Here is a 24,244-nt window from a genome sequence, read left to right as displayed (position 1 = left end):
CTCAGCTGACCAGCGCGTAGTATACGCGTATGCTAAGTGCTTTTTTATAGCCGTTTTCCAATGTCTTTTGAGTCAGATACTTTTTATGCCCGTTGCCATTGCTTCTAATTTTTCTATTGGTGTGTGTGTGCCAACGCTTAATGCGGGCTCTCTTTGGCATCAGTGGCTCTCACTTACGCTTCCCGCCGCTTCATCATTTCAGTTATTGGTTATTGACTCATCATCGCAAGATGGTACAGCTCTCAAGGCACGCGAGGCAGGATGTGACGTTCTGATCATTAAGCGAGATGACTTTGACCATGGCGGCACACGCCAACGGGCGTTAGAGCACCTGCGCCATTGTGATATCGTTGTTTTTCTTACTCAGGATGCATTGGTAGCAGGCCCAGAGGCACTTTTGCAGCTAGTAGCAGCGTTCGAGGATCCGTGCGTAGGGGCCGCGTTTGGCAGACAATTGCCTCACTCGGATGCAACGCCTATTGCCGCTCATGCTCGTTATTTTAATTATCCAGCCACATCACGGGTAGTTGACAAAACAGATATCCCTTTTTTGGGGATTAAAACTGCATTTCTTTCTAACTCCTTCGCAGCCTACCGCCGTGAAGCGCTACTCGCGGTAGGCGGATTCCCACAAGGTACGATTCTTAGCGAGGATATGCTGGCAGGTGCCAGGCTGTTAACGCATGGCTGGAAGCTCGCCTATCGTGCTGACGCTTGCGTTTTTCATTCGCATAACTACTCATTAGTTGAGGAATTTCAGCGCTATTTTGATATTGGCGTTTTCCATCACCAGGAACGCTGGTTACTGGAGTGGCTTGGCAAAGCAGAAGGCGAAGGCAAGCGGTTTGTGCTTTCTGAAATACGCTATCTGCTCCGCAAAGCACTTTGGCGCCTGCCCGAAGCAGCATTACGTACCGTGCTTAAATATGCGGGCTATCGGTTAGGCAAGATAGAGCACAAGCTACCAATCCGCCTAAAGCGCGCACTTTCCATGCATAAACGCTACTGGAACTAACCCCATCGCTGGCTGAAGCCTGCTCCTACAATGTTTGTCAGGCCTCCCGGGGTTGGCCAACCCCATCGCTGGCTGAAGCCTGCTCCCACAATGTTTATCAGGCCTCCCGGGGTTAAGCCAACCCCATTCGCTGGCTGAAGCCTGCTCCCACAATGTTTGTCAGGACTCCCGGGGTTGACCAACCCCATCGCTGGCTGAAGCCTGCTCCCACAATGTTTGTCAGGCCTCCCGGGGGTAAGCCAACCCCATCGCTGGCTGAAGCCTGCTCCCACAATGTTTGTCAGGCCTTTGGGGATTGGCCAACCCCATTCGCTGGCTGAAGCCTGCTCCCACAATGTTTATCAGGCCTCCCGGGGTTGTTCCAACCCCATCGCTGGCTGAAGCCTGCTCTCACAATGTTTATTAGGCCTTTGGGGTTAAGCCAATCCCAGGGATGTCAGGGCTGGTAGTTAATAAAGCCACGGGTGATGGTCATGGCGAGGATTTTTAAATCGAAGCCCAGTGACCAGTTGTCTATGTAGTAAAGATCAAGCTCTACGCGTTTTTGCATCTGTTCGAGGGTGTCGGTGTTGCCGCGGTAGCCGTTGACCTGCGCCCAGCCGGTCATGCCTGGTTTTACGCGGTGGCGTTGCATGTAGTTTTGGATCACACCCTGGTAATACTGATTGTGGTCGAGCGCGTGCGGGCGGGGACCAACGAGCGACATCCTGCCTTGCAATACGTTGTAAAGCTGGGGCAGTTCATCAAGGCTTGTGCGCCTTAAAAAAGCGCCCAGAGGGGTGATACGCGGGTCATCCTGATGAGCTTGAAGCGTCTTATCCGATTGATGGACGCTCATGCTTCTGAATTTATAAATTTTAAAGCATTTGCCGTCAATGCCGTGACGATGCTGCTTGAACAGCACCGGCCCGCCCATTTTCCATTTCACTAAAGCGGCAATGAGTAACATTACCGGGAAAAACAACATAAACAAGATGCCGCCAAGCAGCCTGTCTTCCACGTTTTTCATAAAACGTAAAGGGCCGCTATCCAGGGGGCTGTAGTTAAGCTCTAACGAGTAAAGGCCAACGACCTGGGCCATGCGGTGATTTAAGAGGCGGATATCAGAAAGGTCAGGAAAATAGCGCATGTTGACAGGAATATTGATCAGGCTGGCGGATACCAGGCGAACCTTGTCACCATCACTTAGCGGATAGCTCAGCCATATCTCATCAAAGCTGCGCTCGAACGTGCTCTCTTCTGCTAATGTTGCCAAGTGCTTATGAAACGCGTCCGAGTCGTCGTCTATATAAGCATTCTGTAGCACGTAACCCGCATAGCGCATGGTATTGAGGTGGTCTTCCAACCGTATAAGGTTTTCTTCGCGCCCTACAATAATTATTTGTTTGCGATTTCTGCCTTTGGAGCGCAGGTGCCTGAGATAAAGATAGAGTGCCGAGCGCATCAAACTGCCGATGATGAGTATGGCGACTGACGAAAAACCCATCCATAGTCGTGAAAAATTTTGAGTATTTTGAGTGGCTACCAGCAGCAAACTAAGCAGTACAATAGTAATGAGCCAACTCGCCGCATAGGCACCCAACATACTGAAGAGGCTGCGCCCGCGCCAAGGCTGATAAAGCCCCATTAACTCGCCAACGGCAGGCAGCAGTAGGCTGCCTATAAGCATCAGAAAGAGGTAGTATTCACCGTTGAGGGTGATATGGGGCATGGCCCAGAGCAACAGAGCGGATACGCCAACAGCGATGGCGGCATCAAAACAGCGCATGATGCGACGCAGCCATTCGTTGCCTTGGAGTCCTTTCAACGCCGCCATGCGATGCACATATCCTTTACGTTGCTGAGGTGAAGTCGGTGAGCGATATGAGCAACTGCATCACGTCGCTGAGATCTTCGCTGTTAAGGTCGCCTACTGCTGATTGAAGGGCCAGGCTGTCCAGGGCGTACTGGCCAATGGTATCGACGTATTGGATACGCTGATCATACAGGCTTGCCCGAGCATCCAGCACGTCGACCAGGTCTCTTAATCCTAGCTGTTCGCCCCGTTCGGCGGCGTCCAGAAACAGTTGGCTGGAGGCAATGGCTTGCTTGAGCGCTTCTATGCGGCGCACATGCCCGGTTAATGAACGCAGGCGCTGGCGGACATCTTGCGATACCAGATTCAGCTGATTATCAAAGGCGGCCTGGCTTGCATCTATGCGACGCTCGCCCTGCCTGACGTTCGCCATCGTGTAGCCACCGCGATAAATCGGCACGCTCATTTCAACGCCAGCACGGTAATCCTTGCTTTCGCGTAATACGTCGTCACTTTGGCGGTCAGAGTAGCTTAAATTCAGATTAACCTCGGGGTAGTAACCCGCTCGGCGTGTGCTGGCATCCGCCTCGGTAATCTGCTGCTCTTGTCGCGCCAATAGCACATCCAGGTTTTGATTGGTGCGAGCCAACCACTCATCCTGACTGCCCCATTCACTTTTCAAGATAACGGCGGAAAGCTCCCCTACTGCCAAGCCACGAAATGCGGGTAAAACACCCGTTAGTCGCTCCAGCGTACTACGCGCGTTATCCAGCTCATTTTCAGCCAGAACGGCTTCGGAAATGGCCTGGTCCAGGCGAGACTGCGCTTCAAGCAGGTCGATGCGGTCGCCTATTCCCAGGTCGAAGGCGCGCTGGGCCTGGCGTACTTGCAGTTCCAGAGAATCCTGCTGAGATTCCAGCAGGCCCAAGCGCTGGGTAGCCAGGTATGCTTGTATGTAGGCTTCGCTCACCTGTAATGCCAGATCGCGTTCTACCACGGCCAGTTGCAACTCAGCCGCACCGACCTGTGCGTTGGCGACATCCACGCCGCGCCAGCGCTCCAGGCTAAACAGTGGCTGCTGTAGCTGAACCTGCCAGTAGGTTTCTTCAATTTCTCCTGGCCGCTGGGCGGGCTGGTCCAGGCCAAAATCATCGGGGGATGTTTGGATATTGGTGGAGTCCTGCCAGAGATAGCCACCCGTAGCGCTTATCTGCGGCAGTAGCTGTGAGCGCGACATGGGAATTTCTTCCCGGGTGGCGGCTAGCTCATAGCGCTGGCGTGATAAGGCAGCGTCGTGTTCAAGCGCACGAGCAAATAGCTCAGGCAGCGAGGGTAGTTCTACTTGCGTTGGCGCGGGCTTCTCCAGGGAGGCAAGCGCCTGCATGGCCTCGGGCTCTGCGAGCGCATCCTGTTGGGCATAAAGCGGCTGCGATATCATACCGGTCACCGCAGCGGCCACTGTTAGGCACATCGCCTTGTTAACGATAGCGCTGAGCATCCTTGACATTAATCCTCCCGCAGGGCGCGAGCCAGCATATCGTTGATCGGCTTGGCAATATAGCTTGCAAACGTGCGCTCGCCGGTGCGAATCATTACCTCAGCGGGCATACCCGACAATAGCTGCATCTGCTCATTCATCTGCTCATGCCCTGAATCTGTTACGCGCACTCGCGCCTTGTAATACTGCTGTCTGGTCGCTTCGTCTTCAAAGCTATCGGCGCTTATGTAGATAACTTCGCCGTCAATGATATCAGTGAGCCGCTGATTAAAGGCGCTAAAGCGGATTTCCGCAAACTGGCCCAAAAAGATATTGTCGATATCGCGGATAGGCACTCGCGCTTCCACTACAAAGCCGTCGTTGGAGGGTACTACATCCATGATGGTGTCGCCTGGGCGAATAACTGCACCCACCGTATTCACTTGGCGTCCTACCACGGTGCCTGAGACGGGCGCAGCGATAACGGTGCGCTCGACCTGGTCGGCGTAGGACACGATCTGCTCTTCAGACTGGGCGATTTGCGACTGCGCCTGGCGCAGCTGTTCGCCTACTTCTTTTTGAAACTCTTGCTGCTGAATTTCACGCTGCATACGATTTTCGCTAATTTGCGAGCGCAGTTGCGCGATATTGGCTCTGAACTCAGCGTTATCGCCTTGATACTGAAGTATTTGCCGCTCCAGCTCACGCAGGCGCTGATTGTTGCCCAGGCCTTCGCGATAGAGGGAGCGAAAATCATCGGCTTCTGAGCGTAGCGAGGCAGTGCGCTGATTATTCACATTGATGCGCTGCTCTAAGCCTTCGATTTGCTCCTGCATCTGGATAATCTGTTCGTCCAGAGACTCCAGGGTGCTGATGAGCGACTGTCGACGCGCTGTAAACAGACTTTGCTGAACGGCCACCACCTGCTGGACACGCGGGTCATCAACATCCTGAATATCGTCAGGAATAACCATCGTGTCTGCGCCTTCTTGCTCGGCCAGCAGTCGTGCTTCCATCGCGCGGCTAATCAGATATTGGGAGCGGGCGATTTCAAGCTGCGAACGCGCTTGGGTATCGCTAAGGATCACCAGCGGCTGCCCGGCTTCTACCTTGTCGCCATCTTCTACCAGCAGCTCACGCACAATGCCGCCTTCAAGGTGTTGCACGGTGCGTTTAAAAGATTCAATCGATACACTGCCAGGCGCTACGACGGCGATGGCCAGCGAGGCCGTAAGGGACCAGACGATGAACCCACCCAAGGCAAACAGCAGAATAAACATGCCCAGCTTACGGTAGCCTTTGTCACTGGTCGGCAGACGCTCGGTTGCCTCGCCATCAATGGTGGCAGGCCCGCTGGGCGTGACATCGATTTCGTGGCGGTTTTGAACGTTACGTTGCTCATCGCTCATGTTACTTCTCCTCGCCCCCGTGCCCGTTGGATACGGCTGAAAGTCGTGCTGCGCTTTGCTGGCTTACCTGCGCACGCGGCTTTTTGGCAAATTGCGCCAGCACCTGGTCACGAGGCCCAAACATGCTGACCTGCCCTTCTTTCATTACCAGCAGTTTATCCATGTTCTTTAAAACATTGGTGCGATGGCTAATAACAAACAGTGTGACGCCTTCAGCTTTAAGCTGAGTAATGGTATGCGCCAGTGCTTTTTCCCCAGCCTCGTCCAGGTTGGCGTTGGGCTCGTCCAGCACAACCAGTACCGGGTTGCCGTATAGTGCTCGCGCTAACCCAACCCGCTGGCGCTGACCGCCGGAGAGTGCACCGCTGGTGGATGAAATGATCGTGTCATAGCCACTTGGCAGCTCAAGAATCATTTCATGTACGCCTGCTTTTTTAGAGGCTTCGACCACTTTTTGCGGGTCAATATCACCAAAGCGGGCAATGTTTTCACTGACCGTGCCGTCAAATAGCTCAATATCCTGGGGCAAGTAACCTATAAAGGGGCCAATTTCGTCACGGTTATACTGTGTAATCACCCCACCATCCAGGCGAACATCACCGACCTGGGAGGGCCAAATGCCTAACAGCACGCGAGCCAGCGTAGACTTACCGGCAGCACTAGGGCCAATAATACCGACATGCTCGCCCTTCGCTACGCTAAAGTTGATGCCTCGTATCGTCGCCATGCGTGAACCTGGCGGTGCAGCGGCGACCCCTTCCATTGCGATATCGCCCCTGGGCGCCGGTAGTGACATTTTGCGCTGTTCAGCGGGAATTTGTGCCATCAGCTCATTCAAACGCCCATACGCGCCGCGTGCGGCCACAAAGCCCTTCCAACCGCCAATCATTTGATCAATCGGTGCCAGCGCACGACCCATTAGAATAGAGCCTGCAATCATCATGCCCGCCGTCATCTCTCCTTCCAGCACCAGCAGGGCACCAAGCCCAAGAATTAATGACTGAAAGAGCAAGCGTAAGATTTTGGATGTATTGGTTAGCGCCCCTGCACGGTCGCTAGCCTGGGACTGTTTGGAAAGAAACTCGTGATGACGCTTGGACCAGCGCCCCATAATGCCTGGCAACATACCCATAGCGTGCAGCACTTCGGCATTACGCAGATTAGAGTTGGCCAGGTTTTGTGCCTGAATGTGCTCACTGTTGGCGTCTGCCAGAAGCTTCTTGGTAGCTTTTTCATTGGCGATTGCCAGCGCGACCAGAATCAAGCCGGCACAGGTTGCAAAGATGCCTAGCCAAGGATGAAACAGAAAGAGAATACCGAGATAAATGGGCACCCAGGGCGCATCAAAAAACGCAAACAAACCGTTACCGGTTAGAAATTGACGTAGATTGGTCAGGTCGTTCAGCGGCTGGGCACTTTGGGTGCCTTGCGCTACCAGGCTTCGGCGGAACATGGCGCTATACAGGCGCTCATTAATGGTGGTGTCTAGTCGATTACCCACGCGCACCAATATACGCGAGCGGACAAGCTCCAGCCCGCCCATAATCATGAATAAAAAGACGACCACTACCGTTAGCATCAATAACGTATCAAAACTTTGGGTGGTCAGTACGCGGTCATAAACCTGGAGCATATACATCGGTGGCACGAGCATCAGCAGATTGACGAACATACTGAAAAAACCGACCGATATAAACGAACCTTTGCAGGCTTTTAGTGCGCGCTGCAGATCCGTTGCTTCCTGTTGCTTTGACATGAAGGGTTCACCGTTGAATCGAAGAGGCGTCACGTGAGGAAAAAATGAATCGCGGCAGCATACCAGAACATGCCTTGCAGCGGTAGGCTGGATACTTGTCCGTCGGGAAGCTTAGGGATAATGAACCTTTTTTGAAAAGACGTACTTACCAGCCATCAACATAATATGAGATAACCGTCATATTACTTTTACCGCTTTCAGTTTCCATGTGTACATTTCTGCCATGTTTTAGGCAGGCTGACGACCGACCACGCTGTAGGAAGATGGATATGAAAATCGCCGTTGCCGGAACGGGTTATGTCGGGCTTTCCAACGCGATGCTGCTCGCGCAGCAAAACGACGTAACTGCCATAGACCTTGTGCCTGAAAAGATAGCCCTGTTGAACAGGCGCGTTTCTCCCATTGAGGATGCCGATATTGAAGCGTTTCTTCAGCGTGATGATTTACGCTTCAATGCCACGCTTGACCCCTTGGCCGCTTATGAAAACGCTGACTATGTCATTATCGCAACGCCTACAGATTACGATCCGGACACGAACACATTTGACACCTCAAGCGTAGAGGCGGTCATTGAACAGGTGATGCGCGTTAATCCCCAAGCGGTCATGGTGATTAAATCGACGATACCGGTGGGCTACACCCACCGTGCAAGCAAGCGTTTTAGTACACAAAATCTACTCTTTTCACCCGAGTTTCTCCGCGAGGGCAAGGCGCTTTACGACAACCTGCACCCTTCGCGTATTGTAGTAGGCGAGCGTTCGGAACGCGCCCAGCAGTTTGCCGAACTGTTATTGGCGGGCGCGGTTAAGCAGGATATTCCCGTACTGTTCACTAACAGCACGGAAGCCGAAGCGATCAAGCTATTTGCTAATACCTACCTTGCCATGCGCGTGGCCTACTTTAACGAGCTGGATACCTACGCCGAGAGCCTGCACCTGGATACTCGCCAAATTATTGAAGGCGTGGGCCTGGACCCGCGTATTGGCCAGCATTACAACAATCCAAGTTTTGGTTACGGCGGCTACTGTTTACCCAAAGACACCAAGCAGCTATTGGCAAACTATCAGAACGTGCCCAGCAATATTATTCAGGCCATTGTGGACGCTAACCGCACGCGCAAGGATTTTATTGCCGACTGTATTATCAAGCGAAACCCTCAGGTAGTGGGCGTGTATCGCTTAATCATGAAAGCGGGTTCGGATAATTTTCGTGCCAGTGCCATGCAGGGGGTAATGAAGCGCATCAAGGCGAAAGGTATCAAGGTGGTGGTGTATGAACCGGTGTTGGAGCAGCGCGAGTTTTTTGGCTCTACCGTGATCAACGACTTAGCGTCCTTTAAGCATTTATGCGATGTGGTCTTGGCTAACCGAATGACAAGCGAGTTAAGCGATATTACTGAGAAAGTTTACACACGCGACCTGTTTGGCAGCGATTGAAGTGTGGTGAGCCTTGCCGCTTTGCCCTGACCTGCAAGGCGGCTGATGATGCTGACGGGTTAGTCACCATAGAAAACGGGCACCCTTGCGGGTGCCCGTTTTTGGCTGTCCTTAGCCGGAGAACTGTTTAGCCTTAACGCGCTCGTGCGCTATTTGTTTGGCTTTATTGCTTATATACCGGCCTTATAAACCGGGAAGCGGCCACAAACCTCTGCTACTTTCTCTGCCACTTGGGCTTCAATGGCGCCGGTGTCTTCGCCTTTGGCCAATACATCCAGAATGTCACAGATCCAACCTGCCAACTGACGACACTCTTCTTCACCGAAACCACGCGTTGTAACCGCTGGCGTACCAATGCGCAGGCCTGAGGTCACAAACGGGCTTTGCGGATCGTTAGGCACGGCGTTTTTGTTGACGGTGATATGGGCACGACCTAGTGCCGCATCGGCATCTTTACCGGTCACGCCCTGCTTGATTAACGAGAGCAGGAACAGGTGGTCTTCGGTACCGCCGGAAACGATATCAAAACCGCGCTCCATAAACACACCGGCCATTACCTTGGCATTTTTAACGACCTGCTGCTGGTAGGCTTTAAACTCAGGCGCCATGGCTTCTTTGAAGCAGACCGCTTTCGCCGCAATCGCATGCATCAACGGGCCGCCTTGGCCGCCAGGGAATACGGCAGACTGCAGCTTTTTCTCAATATCAGCATCGTTTTCAGCCGACAGAATCACGCCACTACGCGGACCGCGCAGCGTTTTGTGTGTCGTTGAGGTAACAACGTGGGCATGAGGCAAGGGGCTTGGGTAAACGCCCGCGGCCACCAGACCCGCTACGTGGGCCATGTCGACCAGCAGGTAAGCGCCTACTTCGTCGGCGATTTCGCGGAATTTAGCCCAATCGACAATTTGTGAGTAAGCAGAGAAGCCAGCAATGATCATTTTCGGCTTGTGCTCGCGGGCAAGTTCCGCCACTTGATCATAATCGATCAGGCCTTGCTCGTTTAAGCCGTACTGAACCGCATTGTACTGCTTGCCGGAGAAGCTAGGCTTGGCGCCGTGGGTCAGGTGACCACCTGCGTCCAGGCTCATGCCTAAAATGGTGTCGCCCGGCTTAACCAGCGCTAAAAATACGGCGCTGTTGGCTTGGGAGCCGGAGTGCGGCTGAACGTTAACGTAGGTGGCGCCGAACAGCTCTTTTGCGTAGTCAATCGCGAGGTTTTCAGCGATATCGACAAACTCGCAGCCGCCATAGTAGCGCTTGCCCGGATAACCTTCAGCGTATTTGTTGGTCAGCTGGCTGCCTTGCGCTTCCATTACGCGAGGGCTTGCGTAGTTTTCGGAAGCAATTAACTCAATGTGAGCTTCTTGACGGGCCACTTCTTTTTGCATGGCGTCAAACAGCGCATCATCAAATCCGGCAATTGTCATGTCACGGCTGAACATTGGCGGGAAACCTCGTAGATAAGGGTCGTTCAAGGAAGAAATCAGGCCGCTATCATAACGCAGCCTGACGCGACTTTCATCGCATCCGCGTCAGGTACTGCATGAATGCCACTCATGAGGAGTGTCTTGATAAAAACGAAGCCGCGCTTCTCTTAAGCTTTCAGAGCGAAAGCTTCCTTAAGAGCGTTTCAGAATCAGAACCGCTTGGCTCAATGGATCATTCGGCGGGCGGCAAGGCAAGCTGTTTAAAAGCCAAGCGCGTCTCAATGCTATCCTCTTCCAACAGACATTACGCGCTTGATAAAAGACACATCAGCTAGCGAATTTGAGACGTTGCATTGCGATCTACGGTTTGCAGCCTAATCAGCAAATGCCCCTCGTTTGGATAGCTCACAATGGCTTCATATTGATCAGGCTTCTGACTGATCTCTGCATGAAAACGCTCCATCACATCGACAAGCTCACGGATGAGTGCTTCTTTTTCTGGTATTTGCATCACATCCTCCCACCAAACGCCTGACGAACACCCGAAGGCACAGCTAGAAACCTACACATCATCGTTAATCTTAATTTAATATTAATTAAGTTTAACCGTAAAGAAAGGTATCAAATATGCTTTATTTTCCATGATGGCGAACGCCCCAAGGTTTGCCCACCACCGAGGCTTGATGAACCGGCTTCAGCCAGCGAATGGGGTTGGAACAACCCCCGGGAGGCCTGGTAATCACTGTGGGAAATGGGATGGACCCGTCCCTCTGTGCCAGGATGAAGAAGCACTTCATCTCATGTGCGCAGAACACTGACGGCATCGTGAAAGAGGGTCCATCCATGAATAACATTAGCATTGTGGGTATCGATCTTGCCAAGCATGTTTTTCAGCTACATGCCATTGATGACAAGGGACACAAGGTGTTCAGCAAAAAGGTGACGCGTGATCAGCTTCGCCCCCTGCTGGCTCAACTGCCTTCGTGTATCGTCGCCATGGAGGCCTGTGGTTCTGCGCACTATTGGGCGCGCGAAATCAAACAACTGGGCCACGACACCCGCTTGTTGCCTCCTCAGGCCGTCAAGCCGTTTATTCAAGGTCACAAGAACGATGCACGGGATGCGGCGGGTATTGCAGAAGCGGCCGCACGGCCCGCTACCCCCCGTGTGGCGGTGAAGACGCAGGAGCAGCAGACATTGCAAGCACTACATCGTGTCCGTAGCCGTCTCATTCGTGCGCGGACAGCGGTCGGCAATGAGCTACGTGGATTGCTCCATGAGAGGGGGATCATTGTGCCCCAGGGCCATCGCGTGATGCGCCAGGGGGATATACATCGATTGCTGGACGAGCATCGAGAGCAGCTGGGTGCCGCCTTCAGCGAGGTGCTTGCTGACCTGGTGAACGAGTGGCAGTCACTGGATAGCCGCATCGCTGGCCATGACAAGCGGCTAAAGGCCTGTGTAAAAGCGGATACGCGCATGCAACAGTTGATGAGTGTGCCCGGCATTGGTCCTGTGAACGCGACGTTGCTGGTGAGTCATATGGGCGACCCCCATCGCTTCCCAAATGGGCGGCAGTTTAGCGCCTCTATCGGCCTCGTACCGCGGCAACATTCCAGTGGTGGTAAAGACATTCTGAAAAGTATTACCAAACGAGGTAACAGCGAAGTGCGTCGTCAGTTGGTACATGGCGCACGAGCCGCCTTGAGGCAATTTCAGCGCCAGGACCATTCCGACCGCCTGGCGCAATGGATTATCCACCTGGCGGCGCGAGTAGGGCAACGCAAGGCCATTATTGCCCTGGCAAACAAAATGGCGCGTATCTGTTGGTCAGTACTCGCTTATCAGCGCGCCTATCAAGCATAGTTCCGATCAGGCATGGTTCCGAGTAGACGTATCGGTGGATGACGCCAGGCCAGGCGGTTATATGATGATATGAAATTATTCCCGAGGTTGCGTGAGTAAGATACCCGATGGCACACAGGTAAGACCTACTCTCTGCCGCTCTGAAAAGCCTGATGGCCCATTATGAGGCCGCGTGGGAGATCAAGAGCAGAGAGTGCGCATTCCATCAGGGCCAGATAGCTGCATGCTATCACCAAGGGCCGGATATAAGCGTGCAGTCCTCCTCCTTGTCCATCCGTGCCTTACTTGCACAACGGGACGGGTCCATATAAGCAGGCTTTAGCCAGCGATGGGGGTTGGAACAACCCCGGGAGTCCTTCGGCCTCCTTCGCCCAGTGGAACTGGGCTCCCACAATGTTTACCCACCACCGAGGCTTGATGAACTGATCCCCACAATGTTGCCCAACTTCAAAGGCCTGATAACTTTGTAGGAGCAGGCTTCAGCCAGCGAAGGGGTTGGAACAACCCCCGGGAGGCCTTCGGCCTCCTTCGCCCAGTGGAACTGGGCTCCCACAATGTTTACCCACCACCGAGGCTTGATGAACCTTGTGGGAGCAGGCTTCAAAGGTGAATAAATTTCCGACACTTAATCAAAGCCATACTGCATTCCAGTAGCCGTATTGATTCACATCCTGCACTAAATTCGCTCTTAGCGGATTGCCTACAATGTATCTGGCTACCTCTTTTAATGATCCTTCTTGGCGAATCATTCGGTCATGAAAACCTCGTTGCCAGATGCTTTTTCCTATCCCCAACGAGACATAGCTTTTGTAACGTCGAACGGCTTCTGGAAGGCTGCCATTAAGCTGAATAAGCCAGTGAATGTGATCTGGCATGACGACAAATGAAAGTGTTGATGCAAGCTCTTGGACACGAGGATGATAAAAACACCTGGAGGCACAGCAGGCCGACTCAAACTGCGTGAAGAGAGGATGGCGATTTTGCGTGGTAATCGTAATTAGATAATAGGCATTCTCTAGCGAATATCTTCCCTGCCTAAGCCGATGACTTGTTTGCATATCATCTCTCATCGCTCATTTTAATTATTCGCAACATTATGAATTGAAGCAGCGCATGAAATAAAGTTGTAAATGCAGGCTTAAAATAAAATCTGAGTATTCAGCTTCAGTTAGCGAATGGGGTGGGTTTAACCCCGGGAGGCCTGATAAACCTTGTGGGAGCAGGCTTTAGCCAGCGATGAGGGTTGGTCAACCCCGGGAGGCCTGATAAACCTTGTGGGAGCAGGCTTTAGCCAGCGATGAGGGTTGGTCAACCCCGGGAGGCCTGATAAACCTTGTGGGAGCAGGCTTTAGCCAGCGATGGGGGTGAAGCTATCCCCATAACCTTCGATCAATAAACCAGGCTTCCAAGGTGGGTAAATTTACGACACCTGATCAAAGCCATACCGCATTCCAGTAGCTATATTGATTAACATCCCGCACTAAATTTGCCCTTAGCGGATTGCCTACGATGTATCTGGCTACCTCTTTTAATGATTCTTCTTGTCGAATCATTCGATCATGAAAACCTCGTTGCCAGATTCTCCTCCCCACTCCCAACGAGACATATCCCTTGTAACGGCGAACCGCTTCTGGAAGGCTACCATTAAGCTGAATAAGCCAGTGAATATGGTCTGGCATAACGACAAATGAAAGTGTTGATGCCAGCTCCTGGACACGAGGATGATAGAAACACTTGGAGGCACAGCAAGCCGCATCAAACGGTGTAAAGACTGGATGGCGATTTTGTGTGGCAATCGTAATTAGATAATAGGCATTTTCTAGCGAATACCTCCCCTGCCTAAGCCGATGACTTTTTTGCATACCACACCTCATGACTCATTTTAATTAGCATCCAGCATTATGAATTAAAGCAGAGCATGGAAGAAAGTTGTAAATGCAGGCTTTAAAATAAAATCTGAGTATTCAGCTTCAGGTCTCAGCCAGCGATGGTTGGTTCAACCCTAGGAGGCCTCCGACCTCCTTCGCCCAGTGGAACTGGGCTCCCACAATGTTTAACCAAGCCCTGGGATTTGATGGACTGATTCCCACCATATTTGCCCGATTTTGAGGCTTGATAAACGGGCTTCCACAAGGATGACAAGGCATTGAGAGTTGCTACATATTTCAGGAGCCAATGAACATTGCAGGAGCAGGCTTTAGATGGGGTTGAGCCAGCCCCCGAAGCCCTGATAAACATTGTAGGAGCAGGCTTTAGCCAGCGAATGGGGTTGAGCCAACCCCCGAAGCCCTGATAAACATTGTAGGACCAGGCTTCAGCCAGCGAATGGGGTTGGCTCAACCCCGGGAGGCCTTCGGCCTCCTTGGCTTTTCCTACAAGATTACATCAGGCTTCACCCAAAAGCCCCAGGCTTGCTGCAGGCGCCTGGCGGCGTAGCCCGCGCGATAGCGTATGACCGATAAAACCGATCAGTAGCGCACCTCCAATAGGTAGCACCAACCATAGGGTTAAGTGAAAACGTGGCGGTAGCTCTAGCCAGTAGAGATAGAGGGCGGCGGTCGCGACTTCGGCCAGTACAGCGCCCATTAAACCGCTGGTAAAACCAAGCAAGGCATACTCAGCCCCTTGGACGCGGGAAATCATTCGCTGGCCTGCTCCAAATACACGCAGTAGGCCACTTTCATGGGCTCGTACCGGCTGGCTGGCGGTCAAGGCGGCGTAGAGCACGCTGACACCCGCCAGCAGCACTAGTATCAACACAAGCTCGATGGCCCTCGTCACTTGGGTGAGCACATCGCGCACTTGGCCTAAAATGGCATCGACATTTAGCAGCGATACGCCGGGGAAGTCGTTCACTAGCTGACGAATTAGGCCTTGCTCCTCGTCAGGCAGATGAAACGCAGTGATATAGCTATGTCCAAACGACTCCAACACGCCCAGCGGGAAAATCAAAAAGAAGTTGGGCTTAAAAGTGTCCCAATCGAGGCTGCGCACACTGGTGATACGTGTGCTCAACTCTTCCCCGCCCACAGAGAAGGTGAGCGTATCATTGAGTGATAGTCCCAGCCGGTCCGCCAGGCCTTCTTCAATGGAAACAGGCACGGTATCGGCAGATACTGCATCAACCGCGCCTAGCCAGCCTTGTGGTTTATCAACAGGTAGCTCATCAGCGGGTGCTTCGTTGGAGAACCACTCTCCCGCCACTATCTGGTTATCTTCAGGCAGCTCGGCCTGCCAGGTCAGGTTCAGTTCGCGGCGCAGAGAGCCGTCGCCTCTGGCATCCTCAGGTACCGCTTCCATGGGAGGCTGCTGATTAATAGCGGTAATACGCCCACGCACCATGGGATACAGCGTGCTTTGGGTATCAATACGGGGCGCTACGGCTTGCTCAAAGGGGTCACGTTCATCAGGCTGGATATTAATGGCGAAGTAGTTGGGCATGTCATCGGGCAACTGGGCCTGCCAGGTTGAAAGCAGGTCACCACGCACCAGAACAATCATCGCCATGGCAAAGAACGTGACAGAGAATGCCAACAGTTGGCCCACGCCTGCCTGACGGCGACGCGCCAGTTGGCGCCCACCCAGGCGCAGCGCCTGCATCCACTCGCTTGTACCTGTTAGCTTTTTTATGCCGTAAAGAATGCTATTGAGTAACAGCGCGCTGATGCCCCAGAGCGCACTAAGCATGATGCCTCCCCCCAATAGCAGGGCGACCGCCAAAGGCGCACTACCGGAATAGAGCCATAGCAGGCCGCCAAATACGACAGCGGCAACACCGGCGCCCCACCAGGCGGCAGGAGGCAAAGGGTCCAACTCTCGACGCAGCACTTTCAGCGCACTTACCTGTTTGATGCGTAATAGCGTTGGCCCGGCAAACCCTACCAGCACCGCCATCGCCGTTAATACGCCTAGCCATATCGGCATAATGCCCGGCGGCGGTAGCGTAATAGGTAAAAAGCTGGCCAAAAGATGCAGCAACAGCGCCTGTCCCGCTACGCCGAGCAGTGCGCCAAGCAAGGACGCCGCCAACGCCAGCCCGATAAGCTGTAGGCTAAACAGCATGACAAGCTGTTGCTGGCTAGCGCCAAAGCAGCGGAGCAATGCTGCCGTGTCCAGATGGCGCTCAACATAGCGCTTTGCTGACATGGCGACCGCGACCCCGGCCAGCAGTACAGCGGCAAGCCCTGCCAACCCCAGGTAGCTGTCTGCGCGTTGCAGTGCGTTACCTAATTGCGGCCGGTCCACTCGAACATCACGCACCTCGACCCCTTGCTGGCGCAACTCGGTGAGTAATCCTTGCACGTTGTCGATGGCTTGAGGAGGCCCGGCCGCCAATAATTCGAACTCGACACGCGAGCCTTCCTGAACAAGACCGGTTGCTTCCAGGTCCGCCGTATTGAGCATCAAGCGGGGGTTAAAATTACTAAAGCCAGCGGATTGATCCGCTTCCCGTTCGATAATCCCGCTGATGGTTAACTCGGTTCGCCCTACCTGTACACGGTCGCCAAGCTCTACCTCAATCAGCTGTGCCAAGCGCGGGTCTGCCCATGCCTGGCCCGCTGGTGGCCCCGAGGCTATCTGTTCGGTCCCCTCCCCTAAATCGACACGCGATACACCATAGTGCGGGTACACGTCATCCACGGCTTTAAGGCTAGCTGGTTGAAAACGATCCCCTAAGCTGATCATGGATACCAGCCCGACCTGGTCGCTTAGAGTAAAGCCTGCCTCTTCCAGCGTCGTGCGTAGCTCTTCTGAAAAAGGGGTGCGCTGCTCCAATACGATATCCCCTCCCAGCATTTGCCCAGCCTGACGCTCAAGGCCGCGTTCCAACCGGTCGAGAAAAAAAGCGATCATAGTGGAGGCGGCAACCGCCAGCACGAGGGCGACAAAGAGCGCACGAACATCCGCCGAGCGTAAGTCACGCCTTAAGCTTCTGGCGGCCAGCCGCCATGGCATATCGCTCATTGCCCCTCTCCTGCCACGCTGGATTCAGCAGGTACATCAGCAGGTACAAAGGGGATTAGTTGCCCTTGGGTTAATTGCAGGCATCGATCACAGCGGCGTGCCAAAGCGTGGTCGTGGGTGACCAGGATAAGCGTTGTTCCAACCTCATGATTCAAGGTAAACAGCAGGTCGATCACCTGAGCGCCGGTATCAGGGTCGAGGTTGCCGGTCGGCTCATCCGCAAACACCAGTTCAGGATCGGTGACAAACGCCCGGGCAATCGCCACTCGCTGCTGCTCGCCGCCCGAAAGCTGCTTGGGTAGATGGTCTACGCGTTCACCCAATCCCACTTTAGCAAGCCATGTTTGGGCAATATGGTCTTCTCCGGCGCGCGGTGAAAGCTCCAAAGGCAGTAACACATTCTCTAGCGCGCTTAAGGTGGGTAGTAGCTGAAAGTTCTGGAACACAAAGCCCACGCGCCCAGCTCTTAACGCCGCACGGCCATCCTCATCCAAACGGCTCAGGGGTTTACCAAACAGCGTAAGCTCACCATCTGTAGGCGTATCCAACCCGGCCAACAGGCCCAGCAGCGTTGATTTTCCGGCCCCGCTTTTGCCTAAAATGGCAACGCTCTCTCCGGCTGCTACGCTTAACGACAGTTGATCCAGGATGGTTAGCGTGCGTTCGCCACTGGTCACTTTCTTCGATAGCTTTTCTGCATTCAGCACAGGCCGCCCCAACGCGGCATGGGGAACCTTGTTCTGCGAAGTGGCGTCAGTGGTAGAGTGACTGTGTGCTTGTGGCGATGCATCAGCGCTGGACGAGTAGGCAGCTTTATCAGAGGAGTAAGGCATGAAGCGAGGCATCCCTGTGGCATGGCAAAAACGTAACGGTATGGTAAAAAGCTATCTGGTGGTTCTAATAATCACCTTAAGCATTCCTGCGCTCAACGCAAGTGAGCCTCCCACCATACTCATTATGGGGGATAGCCTGAGTGCTGCTTATGGTATTGAGCATGAACAAGGCTGGGTTCCGCTGCTGGAAGAGCGTCTAGGCGGCCAAGCGGACGTGGTCAATGCCAGTATTAGCGGCGAAACCACCTCAGGTGGATTACAGCGGTTTAGCGCCATTTTGGAGAAACAACAGCCTGATATCGTGCTATTGGAGCTGGGTGGCAACGATGGTTTGCGTGGCCTTGCGCCCAATCAGATGCGTTCTAACCTGGCCAGCATGATTGAGCAAAGCAAAGAAATTGATGCTCAAGTACTGCTATTGGGTATCGATATTCCCCCTAACTATGGCCAAGCCTACCGGGATGCTTTTACCGGCGTTTATTACTCACTTGCAGACGAGTATGACGTGCCGCTTTTGCCCTTTTTGTTAGAGAGCGTGGCGCTTAATCAATCGCTCATGCAAAGCGATGGCATTCACCCTACGGCCGAGGCACAGCCGATTATTCTGGATAACGTGTGGCCTGAGCTTGAACCGCTGTTGGGCAGTGGTTATCAGGCTTTGGCTAACTGATTCCAACAATACTGAGCGGCGCCCCGTTTAGGGGCGCATGTCATTGGCCATATGAGCAAGCAGTAACAAGGTTGCCGAAAAATAGTCATCTTCGGGCAATGGTACAGCGTCAGGTAAGGTTTCACCGCTTGAAAATGCTCTGATAGCATTAACGCCCCGTGAAATAGCATACTCAGCACGCTCTCCGCTAACCACGTTAATCCATGCAGGTGCCGGTTGTTGCGCTGGGTCGTTCCAAAATGCAGTAATGCTACCTACTCCACTGGCGTCATCTCGCCCGCCCCAGACAAAATAAAGCGGAATACGCACAGCATCAAAGCTGAATCGTGGCGCCCAGTTGGCTGCGGGAGTCACCTCACCTTGTTGATTAATTTCTATCCAGTCAGAGGGCAAAAGATAAGCGCCGAACCGCGCTTTATCCAGCAAGGCTACGCCGTCATCCATCAGTTGCTGCCACGGTTGATCGGGTTCTAACTCGGCGAAGTCACGCAGTGCGGGTAGAAACCAGTAAGACAGATTTATATCGGCTTCCCCATTACGCTGAAATCCCTCTACCCCTGGCAGCAGTAACTGGTAACCGGCAACTTCGGTGATTACGTTATGGGTAATCGCACGTCGTATACTTCGAGAAGCGCTAGCATAATTGGCGTCACTCCAACGCTCAGCGGCCAATTGCAGTGCCCATGCAATAAATAAATCGCCATCAGTGGCGTTATTCAGGTCCTGAACATGAGGCGTTTCGTTAGGATCATACCGCCATGAAAACAGTGACATATCCCGTCGACTTAGATTGCGACGAGTCCATCGCCACAGATCGTCAAACGTTTCCTGATCATTATAATGCTGAGCAAGCATCATGCCCCAGCCTTGGCCTTCCGAATGGCTGATACTACGGTTGCCTGTATCAATCACACGCCCGTCAGCACTGATGAAACGCTCACGATAAGCATCCCAGGCCGGGTCTGCCTGAGCAGAACAAGCGCTTAACAACATACACAGGGCCAATCCAGCCCCCCATACTGCTCGGCTAAACATGTGCAGCAAACTCCTTTGCAAAACAGTGCCAAACAAGGCGCTGCCACTAGCGACCATAGAGAAAGGTACACTCACGTTGCTCTACTTGGCGACTTGTACACGCCATAGGCACATCCGCTTCGCCGCCCTGCTGCTGTAGCCATGTTTTATAAAGGCCTTCCAGTACCGTAGACATGGCTAACAGACTAGCGCTAATTCGCTCAGGCGAAGACCCAGGCACTGGACAGGCAATATGGCGAATACGTATTTTTTGATTTTCGGCCATGATAGTTACTTGCCCCCAGTCTAGCTGGCTAAGTATGCCATTCATCACTTGTTCAAGGGACTCTAACGTATCGCATTCACCTATAGGCAGTTCAGTAGCTATGCGGCCCCCAATATGCTGTAAAAACCCGGAAGCGCCTTCTTTACCAGCGCTATTTAAGAGCTCATCAAAAATCAGCTCTAAAAAAAGGTTCCACTGGCGACTACAGTGTCGACTTGCGTAATACGTCATGCTTTGGGTATGGCTATCTGGCTCGTTCACCGCTCTCTCCAAAGATGTAGTTCATGAATACGCTAGCGGATGTGTCGTTATAGTCACCGAAACTATTAAAATCCACACGTCCTCCAAGAGACAGGTCAGGCGTCATGCGATATTCCATCGCCCCACCGAGAGAAAGTCCTACGCCACTTTCGCTCTCTCCCGAATAGCGCGAAGCAGGCGTTGCTCCCAAGTCGGCAAAAACATCCATTAGCGCCTGAAACTCGGGATCAGTGGGAAAATAATCACTGTCATCCGTGCTATAGCTTTGAAAACCAGGGGCTATGTATCCACCAAGGGTCAGTTGGTCACTGACATTTTCACGATAGTTGATAGGAAAGGCGACACTAACGTAGTCCTGAGGACTGAAATATCCGCCATGACCATAGGTAAAGTGGCTCAAGTCATCATCGAATGCCATTGCTGAGACATGGACACCCGTTTGTAATTGTCGGCGTTCATTATTAACCGGGCGGGCGTAGCCGCCTAGCGATAGCTCATATGACTGGTTATCTGCAACGTTATGGCCGGTATAGCGATAGGCACCAATGTCTGCATAAAGGCCGCCAGCATCGGTATCATAATTAACTCCAGCGCGCCCTCCTGTACGCACTACACCGCCCCATGTATCGCCGCTATAGGCATCATGGGCGCCTGCATAAGATAAAACACTATCTTTCACAGCGCGACGTTCTGCCGTAAAAGCAAGCGATGTATTTTCACTAATTTGCGGACGCCAGCTTATACCGCCTACTACGTTGGTTTCCTCAAAACCTAACGGAGTACTTCCTACATCCATAGAAACGCTGCCATTTTCATAGCTCAACGCTAATCCGGCACCGCTGTCACGCAGACTTGACGGTCGCCCTCTTCCAGCAGCAACAACCTCTAAACGCTGATTAATCGTGTCGATAGCTCGCTCAAACTGTTGGCGGCTTTCAATAAAGGCTTCACGCGAGGTTCCGTCAAGGCTAAGGGCATCAAAATCAACGCTGTCGTCTAATATAATACGGTTGAATAAATCTCGCTGCTCTTGCGTTAAATCTGCAATGGTTAAACCAGCCTCATACAGCGGATTACGTGTTAATGCGTTTTCATAAAAGCGTTGCGCCTCTTCAAGCTCCGCTCCTAAACGTACTTCTTCTTGCTGATTTGTTGCTGCTTGAAAACGATCCAGGGCTACAAAATAGCCATCCACACTGGACTGAATATTATCCAGTATGTCGCTTACTCCGCCTAATGATTGATTTAGTGCAGCGGCACTTTCCCCAAGGCCGCTGCTACCAAAGCGACGTAACGACTCCCCTTCAGGCGTGCCTGATGACACCAACGAGGGCGTCACCTGCACTTCAAAACGACCCTCTCCGTACGGTATAAAGGAGAAGCCAACAGGCGCCTCAATTCTATCCTGTCGGCTTAATCCGCTTTCGCCATCGCGTAAATTAAAGGCAAACTCAGTGGTAACTTTAGGCGCTCGCTCCCGTCTTATCTCTTTGGCCAGCTCATCAATTCGCTGGGCGGTAGTCAAAGGTGCATCATCGACCTGCTCAAAAGCAAATACGTCTCCTGTACGTTGCGCTGCACCCGGCAACCAATTGGGGCGCTGGGATGTGGCGGCGGTACGAGTAGGCGCCCGGTCAGTAAACGGATTATTGCCCTGGGCAAGCATGACGGCACCGCCGTCTTCTGCTCCCAACTTCTGACGTGCCTGGCTTAATAACGCCAATGCTTCACGGCTATTTCCGTTAGCACGCGCGACCTGAGCACGTAACAACCACATATCGGCTGTCGGCTGCTCGGGAGAGTAACGGCTCAGCAACTGGTCCGCCTGACGTGGTCGGTTGTTGGACAGCGCACTCTGGACAGCACCTTCTAACGCTTGCTGACTATCAGGATGTCGTGTCAGGGCATACGTGTAAATTTGTTCCGCCTGCGCCTGTCGATCACCATCTGCGTATAAACGTGCCATGGCAAGCAACAGACCCTCATCGTCAGGTGCTTGCCGAATCGGCTCCGCAAGCCGATCATAGGCACTGGCCAATCGTCCGCTTTGACGCAGCTGATCTGCCTCTATAATGGCAAGCCCTCGTTCTACCTCCATTGCGTCCTGGTCTTCCCGCCATTGCGATGAAGCACTTAACCGTCCCAACAATTGACGGGCAGCATCTGGCCTGCCTGCCTGAGCCATAACCAACACATGCGTTATATAACTATTGGGGGCTTGCTCATCAACACCACGAGCGATATCGCGCTCTACCCATCGCAACGCTTCTTCGGTAGCGCCTGCTTGTGATAAAGCATCCGCAATTTGCCCCACTTGGCTGGGGGTTAAATCACGACCACCATCGTGCTGGTATAGTTGCTGCAAAGCACTAATAGCGGCGGTACGATTGCCTTGCTCTAGCTGCGCAAGCGCTTGGCTTAAGGGCTGCTGGATGTGTGCCTGCTGCTGCAGCGAGCGCATTTCGGTGGTCAGGTTAGCAGAGGGGATACTGGATAATAACTGTAGAGTATCCCCCCAGCGGTCTTGTTCTGATGCAAACAGTGCCACGGCATAGCGCTGTTCAGGCGTTGCGCTCGCACCCGAAAATGATGCCATTAACGCCTGTGCTTCATCAGGCCGAGACTGCTCCACCATTAGACGCGCCAGGTCCAGGCGCACCCAGGGATTATCGGGTTCAAGTGCTAACGCCTGACGCAGATTAACTTCTGCGCCAAAGTTATCCTGTTGACGTGCCTGCGCACGCAATGCTTCTACTTGCGTACTGGTCAAACCACTGACTTGGGAGCGAGCGCCATCCGGTAACGTTTGGGCAATTTGTTGCGCTTCGGACCACTCCCCTTTTTCGGAAAGTACCTGCACCAACCCTACACGCGCTTCCACATCATTCTGACGTGTCTCGAGCAGTGCACGGTATGCGCGCTCAGCGGCATCCAGCCTACGCTGGCGGCGCAGAATATCGGCTTCAAGCAAGCGGGCAGCTCGCCCGGCATCACCGCTTTGCTGAGTTAATGGCCTTACCCGAGCCAGCGCCTGTTCTAAATTATTCGCTTGTGCTAGACGTTGTGCCTCTGCCAAGCGCGCATAAAAAGAAGCGCTTTGATATGCAGCACTCCACTTCTCGCGTTGCTCGGGCGCCTGGTCCATCGCTTCTGCCAATAGATCTCTGGCCTGGGCAAACTGTTGCCGACGTAACAGTAACAAGCCAAGCCCGGCCTTGGCCTCGGAATCTTGTGGGTTTTCTTCCAACGCCTGACGAAATGCTTGTTCGGCACTACTCAGCTCTCCCGTCTCCAGCGCGATAAACCCCGTTGCGCGTGTCGTTTGAGCAGTCGCCGTTTCAAAGTGCTCTAGAATATCACCATCATCAGGATTTGCCCGGAGATACGCTTGATAAAGTGTCTCATCAGCGGGCGTCGCATCTAGCCAAAGCAGCGCCTGACGCCAAGAGTTTCGTGCATTAGCCGCTTGCGGCCCGGCGCGCTGACTCATCTGCGCCAGGCGCTCGATACCCTCTCTCCTGGTACCTTCACGATAGGTCAGCACTTCTCCTAAAGCGCGTGTTAACGCTGCATCCTGAGGAGCATTCTCAGCCAGTTGCCGCAATCCATCGCGGGCCTGACGCCAATGCTCATCACTCCCACCTGCCAGCGTTTGATAATACTCAATGGCAAGACTTCGTGGCGGTGTAGAACCCTCAAATAATTCACGATAAGCCGCTGCCGATTCTTCATAACGATTAACATTTGCCAATTGACGAGCGCGGTTAAGTTGCTCGGCATTTAGAGTCTGCCCCTGCCTTAGCTGATCAAGCTCAGTTAAATAGGGGCTATTCGGTGCAGCCTGCTCCAAGCGGCTTATCCACTGATCGGCGTCCGCCCCTTGATTATCACTCAAGTCCAGGCGTGCCAGACGATAGAGTACTTCTGGATCATTTGGCCGCCCTGCCAGGTAACGCTCAAGCGTTTGTCTTGCCAAGTCAGGACGCTGATTTTGCTGCCAAAAATCAGCCTGATTTAGGAGTGTTTCCAAG

The 24,244-nt window shown here is 53.2% G+C and carries 18 protein-coding genes; 5 read left to right on the top strand and 13 right to left on the bottom strand.

Translation table 11 applies throughout. The annotated features are described in order from the left end of the window. Nucleotides 1-85: 85 nt before the first annotated feature. Nucleotides 86-1,015 carry a glycosyltransferase gene (locus FKN99_RS00870; RefSeq protein WP_172116130.1) on the top strand — a complete coding sequence of 310 codons (930 nt, stop codon included), beginning with the start codon at nt 86-88 and terminating at the stop codon, nt 1,013-1,015. 436 nt (nt 1,016-1,451) lie between these two features. Here FKN99_RS00870 and FKN99_RS00865 read toward each other — a convergent pair whose 3' ends face one another. Genes FKN99_RS00865 through FKN99_RS00850 form a run of 4 tightly spaced genes read right to left on the bottom strand, consistent with a single transcriptional unit; the run spans nt 1,452 to nt 7,452 of the window. Then, entirely contained in the window at nt 1,452-2,831 is a 1,380-nt protein-coding gene (locus FKN99_RS00865) for an undecaprenyl-phosphate glucose phosphotransferase (protein ID WP_253926936.1), read from the bottom strand. Between the two features lie 16 nt (nt 2,832-2,847). Next, the gene (locus FKN99_RS00860) at nt 2,848-4,317 is read right to left on the bottom strand and encodes a TolC family outer membrane protein (protein WP_253926935.1); all 1,470 of its coding nucleotides are present in this window, start codon (nt 4,315-4,317) and stop codon (nt 2,848-2,850) included. Further along, on the bottom strand, nt 4,317-5,696 hold the full coding sequence (locus FKN99_RS00855; protein ID WP_172116129.1) for an HlyD family type I secretion periplasmic adaptor subunit: 1,380 nt from the start codon (nt 5,694-5,696) through the stop codon (nt 4,317-4,319). The genes FKN99_RS00860 and FKN99_RS00855 overlap by 1 nt, the downstream gene beginning before the upstream one ends. A 1-nt stretch (nt 5,697) precedes the next feature. Next, the gene (locus tag FKN99_RS00850; protein WP_172116128.1) at nt 5,698-7,452 is read right to left on the bottom strand and encodes a type I secretion system permease/ATPase; all 1,755 of its coding nucleotides are present in this window, start codon (nt 7,450-7,452) and stop codon (nt 5,698-5,700) included. 269 nt (nt 7,453-7,721) lie between these two features. Here FKN99_RS00850 and FKN99_RS00845 point away from each other — a divergent pair, with 269 nt between their 5' ends. Further along, nucleotides 7,722-8,888 carry a nucleotide sugar dehydrogenase gene (locus FKN99_RS00845; protein WP_172116127.1) on the top strand — a complete coding sequence of 389 codons (1,167 nt, stop codon included), beginning with the start codon at nt 7,722-7,724 and terminating at the stop codon, nt 8,886-8,888. Nucleotides 8,889-9,058: 170 nt separating this feature from the next. Here FKN99_RS00845 and glyA read toward each other — a convergent pair whose 3' ends face one another. Beyond that, complete coding sequence (gene glyA / locus FKN99_RS00840; protein WP_172116126.1) at nt 9,059-10,333, bottom strand: serine hydroxymethyltransferase; 1,275 nt, start codon at nt 10,331-10,333, stop codon at nt 9,059-9,061. A gap of 101 nt (nt 10,334-10,434) precedes the next feature. On the opposite strand from glyA, the gene FKN99_RS00835 reads away from it, so the two are divergent. Next, nucleotides 10,435-10,653 carry a hypothetical protein gene (locus FKN99_RS00835; RefSeq protein WP_172116125.1) on the top strand — a complete coding sequence of 73 codons (219 nt, stop codon included), beginning with the start codon at nt 10,435-10,437 and terminating at the stop codon, nt 10,651-10,653. On the opposite strand, the gene FKN99_RS00830 is transcribed toward FKN99_RS00835, so the two are convergent. Continuing rightward, nucleotides 10,650-10,829 (bottom strand): hypothetical protein, encoded by a 180-nt coding sequence (locus FKN99_RS00830; RefSeq protein WP_172116124.1) that lies wholly within the window; start codon nt 10,827-10,829, stop codon nt 10,650-10,652. The genes FKN99_RS00835 and FKN99_RS00830 overlap by 4 nt on opposite strands. A gap of 332 nt (nt 10,830-11,161) precedes the next feature. Between FKN99_RS00830 and FKN99_RS00825 the strand changes: the two genes are divergently transcribed. Next, nucleotides 11,162-12,184: an IS110 family RNA-guided transposase gene (locus tag FKN99_RS00825; RefSeq protein ID WP_172116123.1), complete on the top strand. Its 1,023-nt coding sequence runs from the start codon at nt 11,162-11,164 to the stop codon at nt 12,182-12,184. 629 nt (nt 12,185-12,813) lie between these two features. Here the strand turns inward: FKN99_RS00825 and FKN99_RS00820 are convergent. The 4 genes from FKN99_RS00820 to FKN99_RS00805 all read right to left on the bottom strand — a co-directional run bounded on the left by FKN99_RS00820 (nt 12,814) and on the right by FKN99_RS00805 (nt 17,982). Continuing rightward, nucleotides 12,814-13,242: an REP-associated tyrosine transposase gene (locus FKN99_RS00820; RefSeq protein WP_172116122.1), complete on the bottom strand. Its 429-nt coding sequence runs from the start codon at nt 13,240-13,242 to the stop codon at nt 12,814-12,816. Nucleotides 13,243-13,617: 375 nt separating this feature from the next. Continuing rightward, nucleotides 13,618-14,046, bottom strand: a complete 429-nt coding sequence (locus FKN99_RS00815; protein WP_172116121.1) for an REP-associated tyrosine transposase — start codon at nt 14,044-14,046, stop codon at nt 13,618-13,620. 523 nt (nt 14,047-14,569) lie between these two features. Then, nucleotides 14,570-17,149 carry an ABC transporter permease gene (locus FKN99_RS00810; protein ID WP_172116120.1) on the bottom strand — a complete coding sequence of 860 codons (2,580 nt, stop codon included), beginning with the start codon at nt 17,147-17,149 and terminating at the stop codon, nt 14,570-14,572. Next, entirely contained in the window at nt 17,146-17,982 is an 837-nt protein-coding gene (locus tag FKN99_RS00805; RefSeq protein ID WP_253926934.1) for an ABC transporter ATP-binding protein, read from the bottom strand. The genes FKN99_RS00810 and FKN99_RS00805 overlap by 4 nt, the downstream gene beginning before the upstream one ends. On the opposite strand from FKN99_RS00805, the gene FKN99_RS00800 reads away from it, so the two are divergent. After that, entirely contained in the window at nt 17,981-18,652 is a 672-nt protein-coding gene (locus FKN99_RS00800; RefSeq protein WP_172116119.1) for an arylesterase, read from the top strand. The two genes, FKN99_RS00805 and FKN99_RS00800, sit on opposite strands and share 2 nt — an antisense overlap. Nucleotides 18,653-18,679: 27 nt before the next feature. Here FKN99_RS00800 and FKN99_RS00795 read toward each other — a convergent pair whose 3' ends face one another. The 3 genes from FKN99_RS00795 to FKN99_RS00785 are packed head-to-tail and all read right to left on the bottom strand — an operon-like array spanning nt 18,680 to nt 24,243. Continuing rightward, the gene (locus FKN99_RS00795; RefSeq protein WP_172116118.1) at nt 18,680-19,687 is read right to left on the bottom strand and encodes a glycosyl hydrolase family 8; all 1,008 of its coding nucleotides are present in this window, start codon (nt 19,685-19,687) and stop codon (nt 18,680-18,682) included. Between the two features lie 46 nt (nt 19,688-19,733). Beyond that, complete coding sequence (gene bcsD, locus FKN99_RS00790; protein ID WP_172116117.1) at nt 19,734-20,213, bottom strand: cellulose biosynthesis protein BcsD; 480 nt, start codon at nt 20,211-20,213, stop codon at nt 19,734-19,736. Continuing rightward, nucleotides 20,197-24,243, bottom strand: a complete 4,047-nt coding sequence (locus tag FKN99_RS00785; protein WP_172116116.1) for a cellulose biosynthesis protein BcsC — start codon at nt 24,241-24,243, stop codon at nt 20,197-20,199. Before FKN99_RS00785 ends, bcsD begins: the two co-directional genes overlap by 17 nt. Nucleotide 24,244: the final 1 nt, after the last annotated feature.

The sequence above is a fragment of the Halomonas hibernica genome (assembly GCF_013183775.1).
Lineage (GTDB): Bacteria > Pseudomonadota > Gammaproteobacteria > Pseudomonadales > Halomonadaceae > Vreelandella > Vreelandella citrativorans.
The sequence above is the reverse complement of the archived record's forward strand: the minus strand, read 5'-3'. Positions and strand labels throughout refer to the sequence as shown.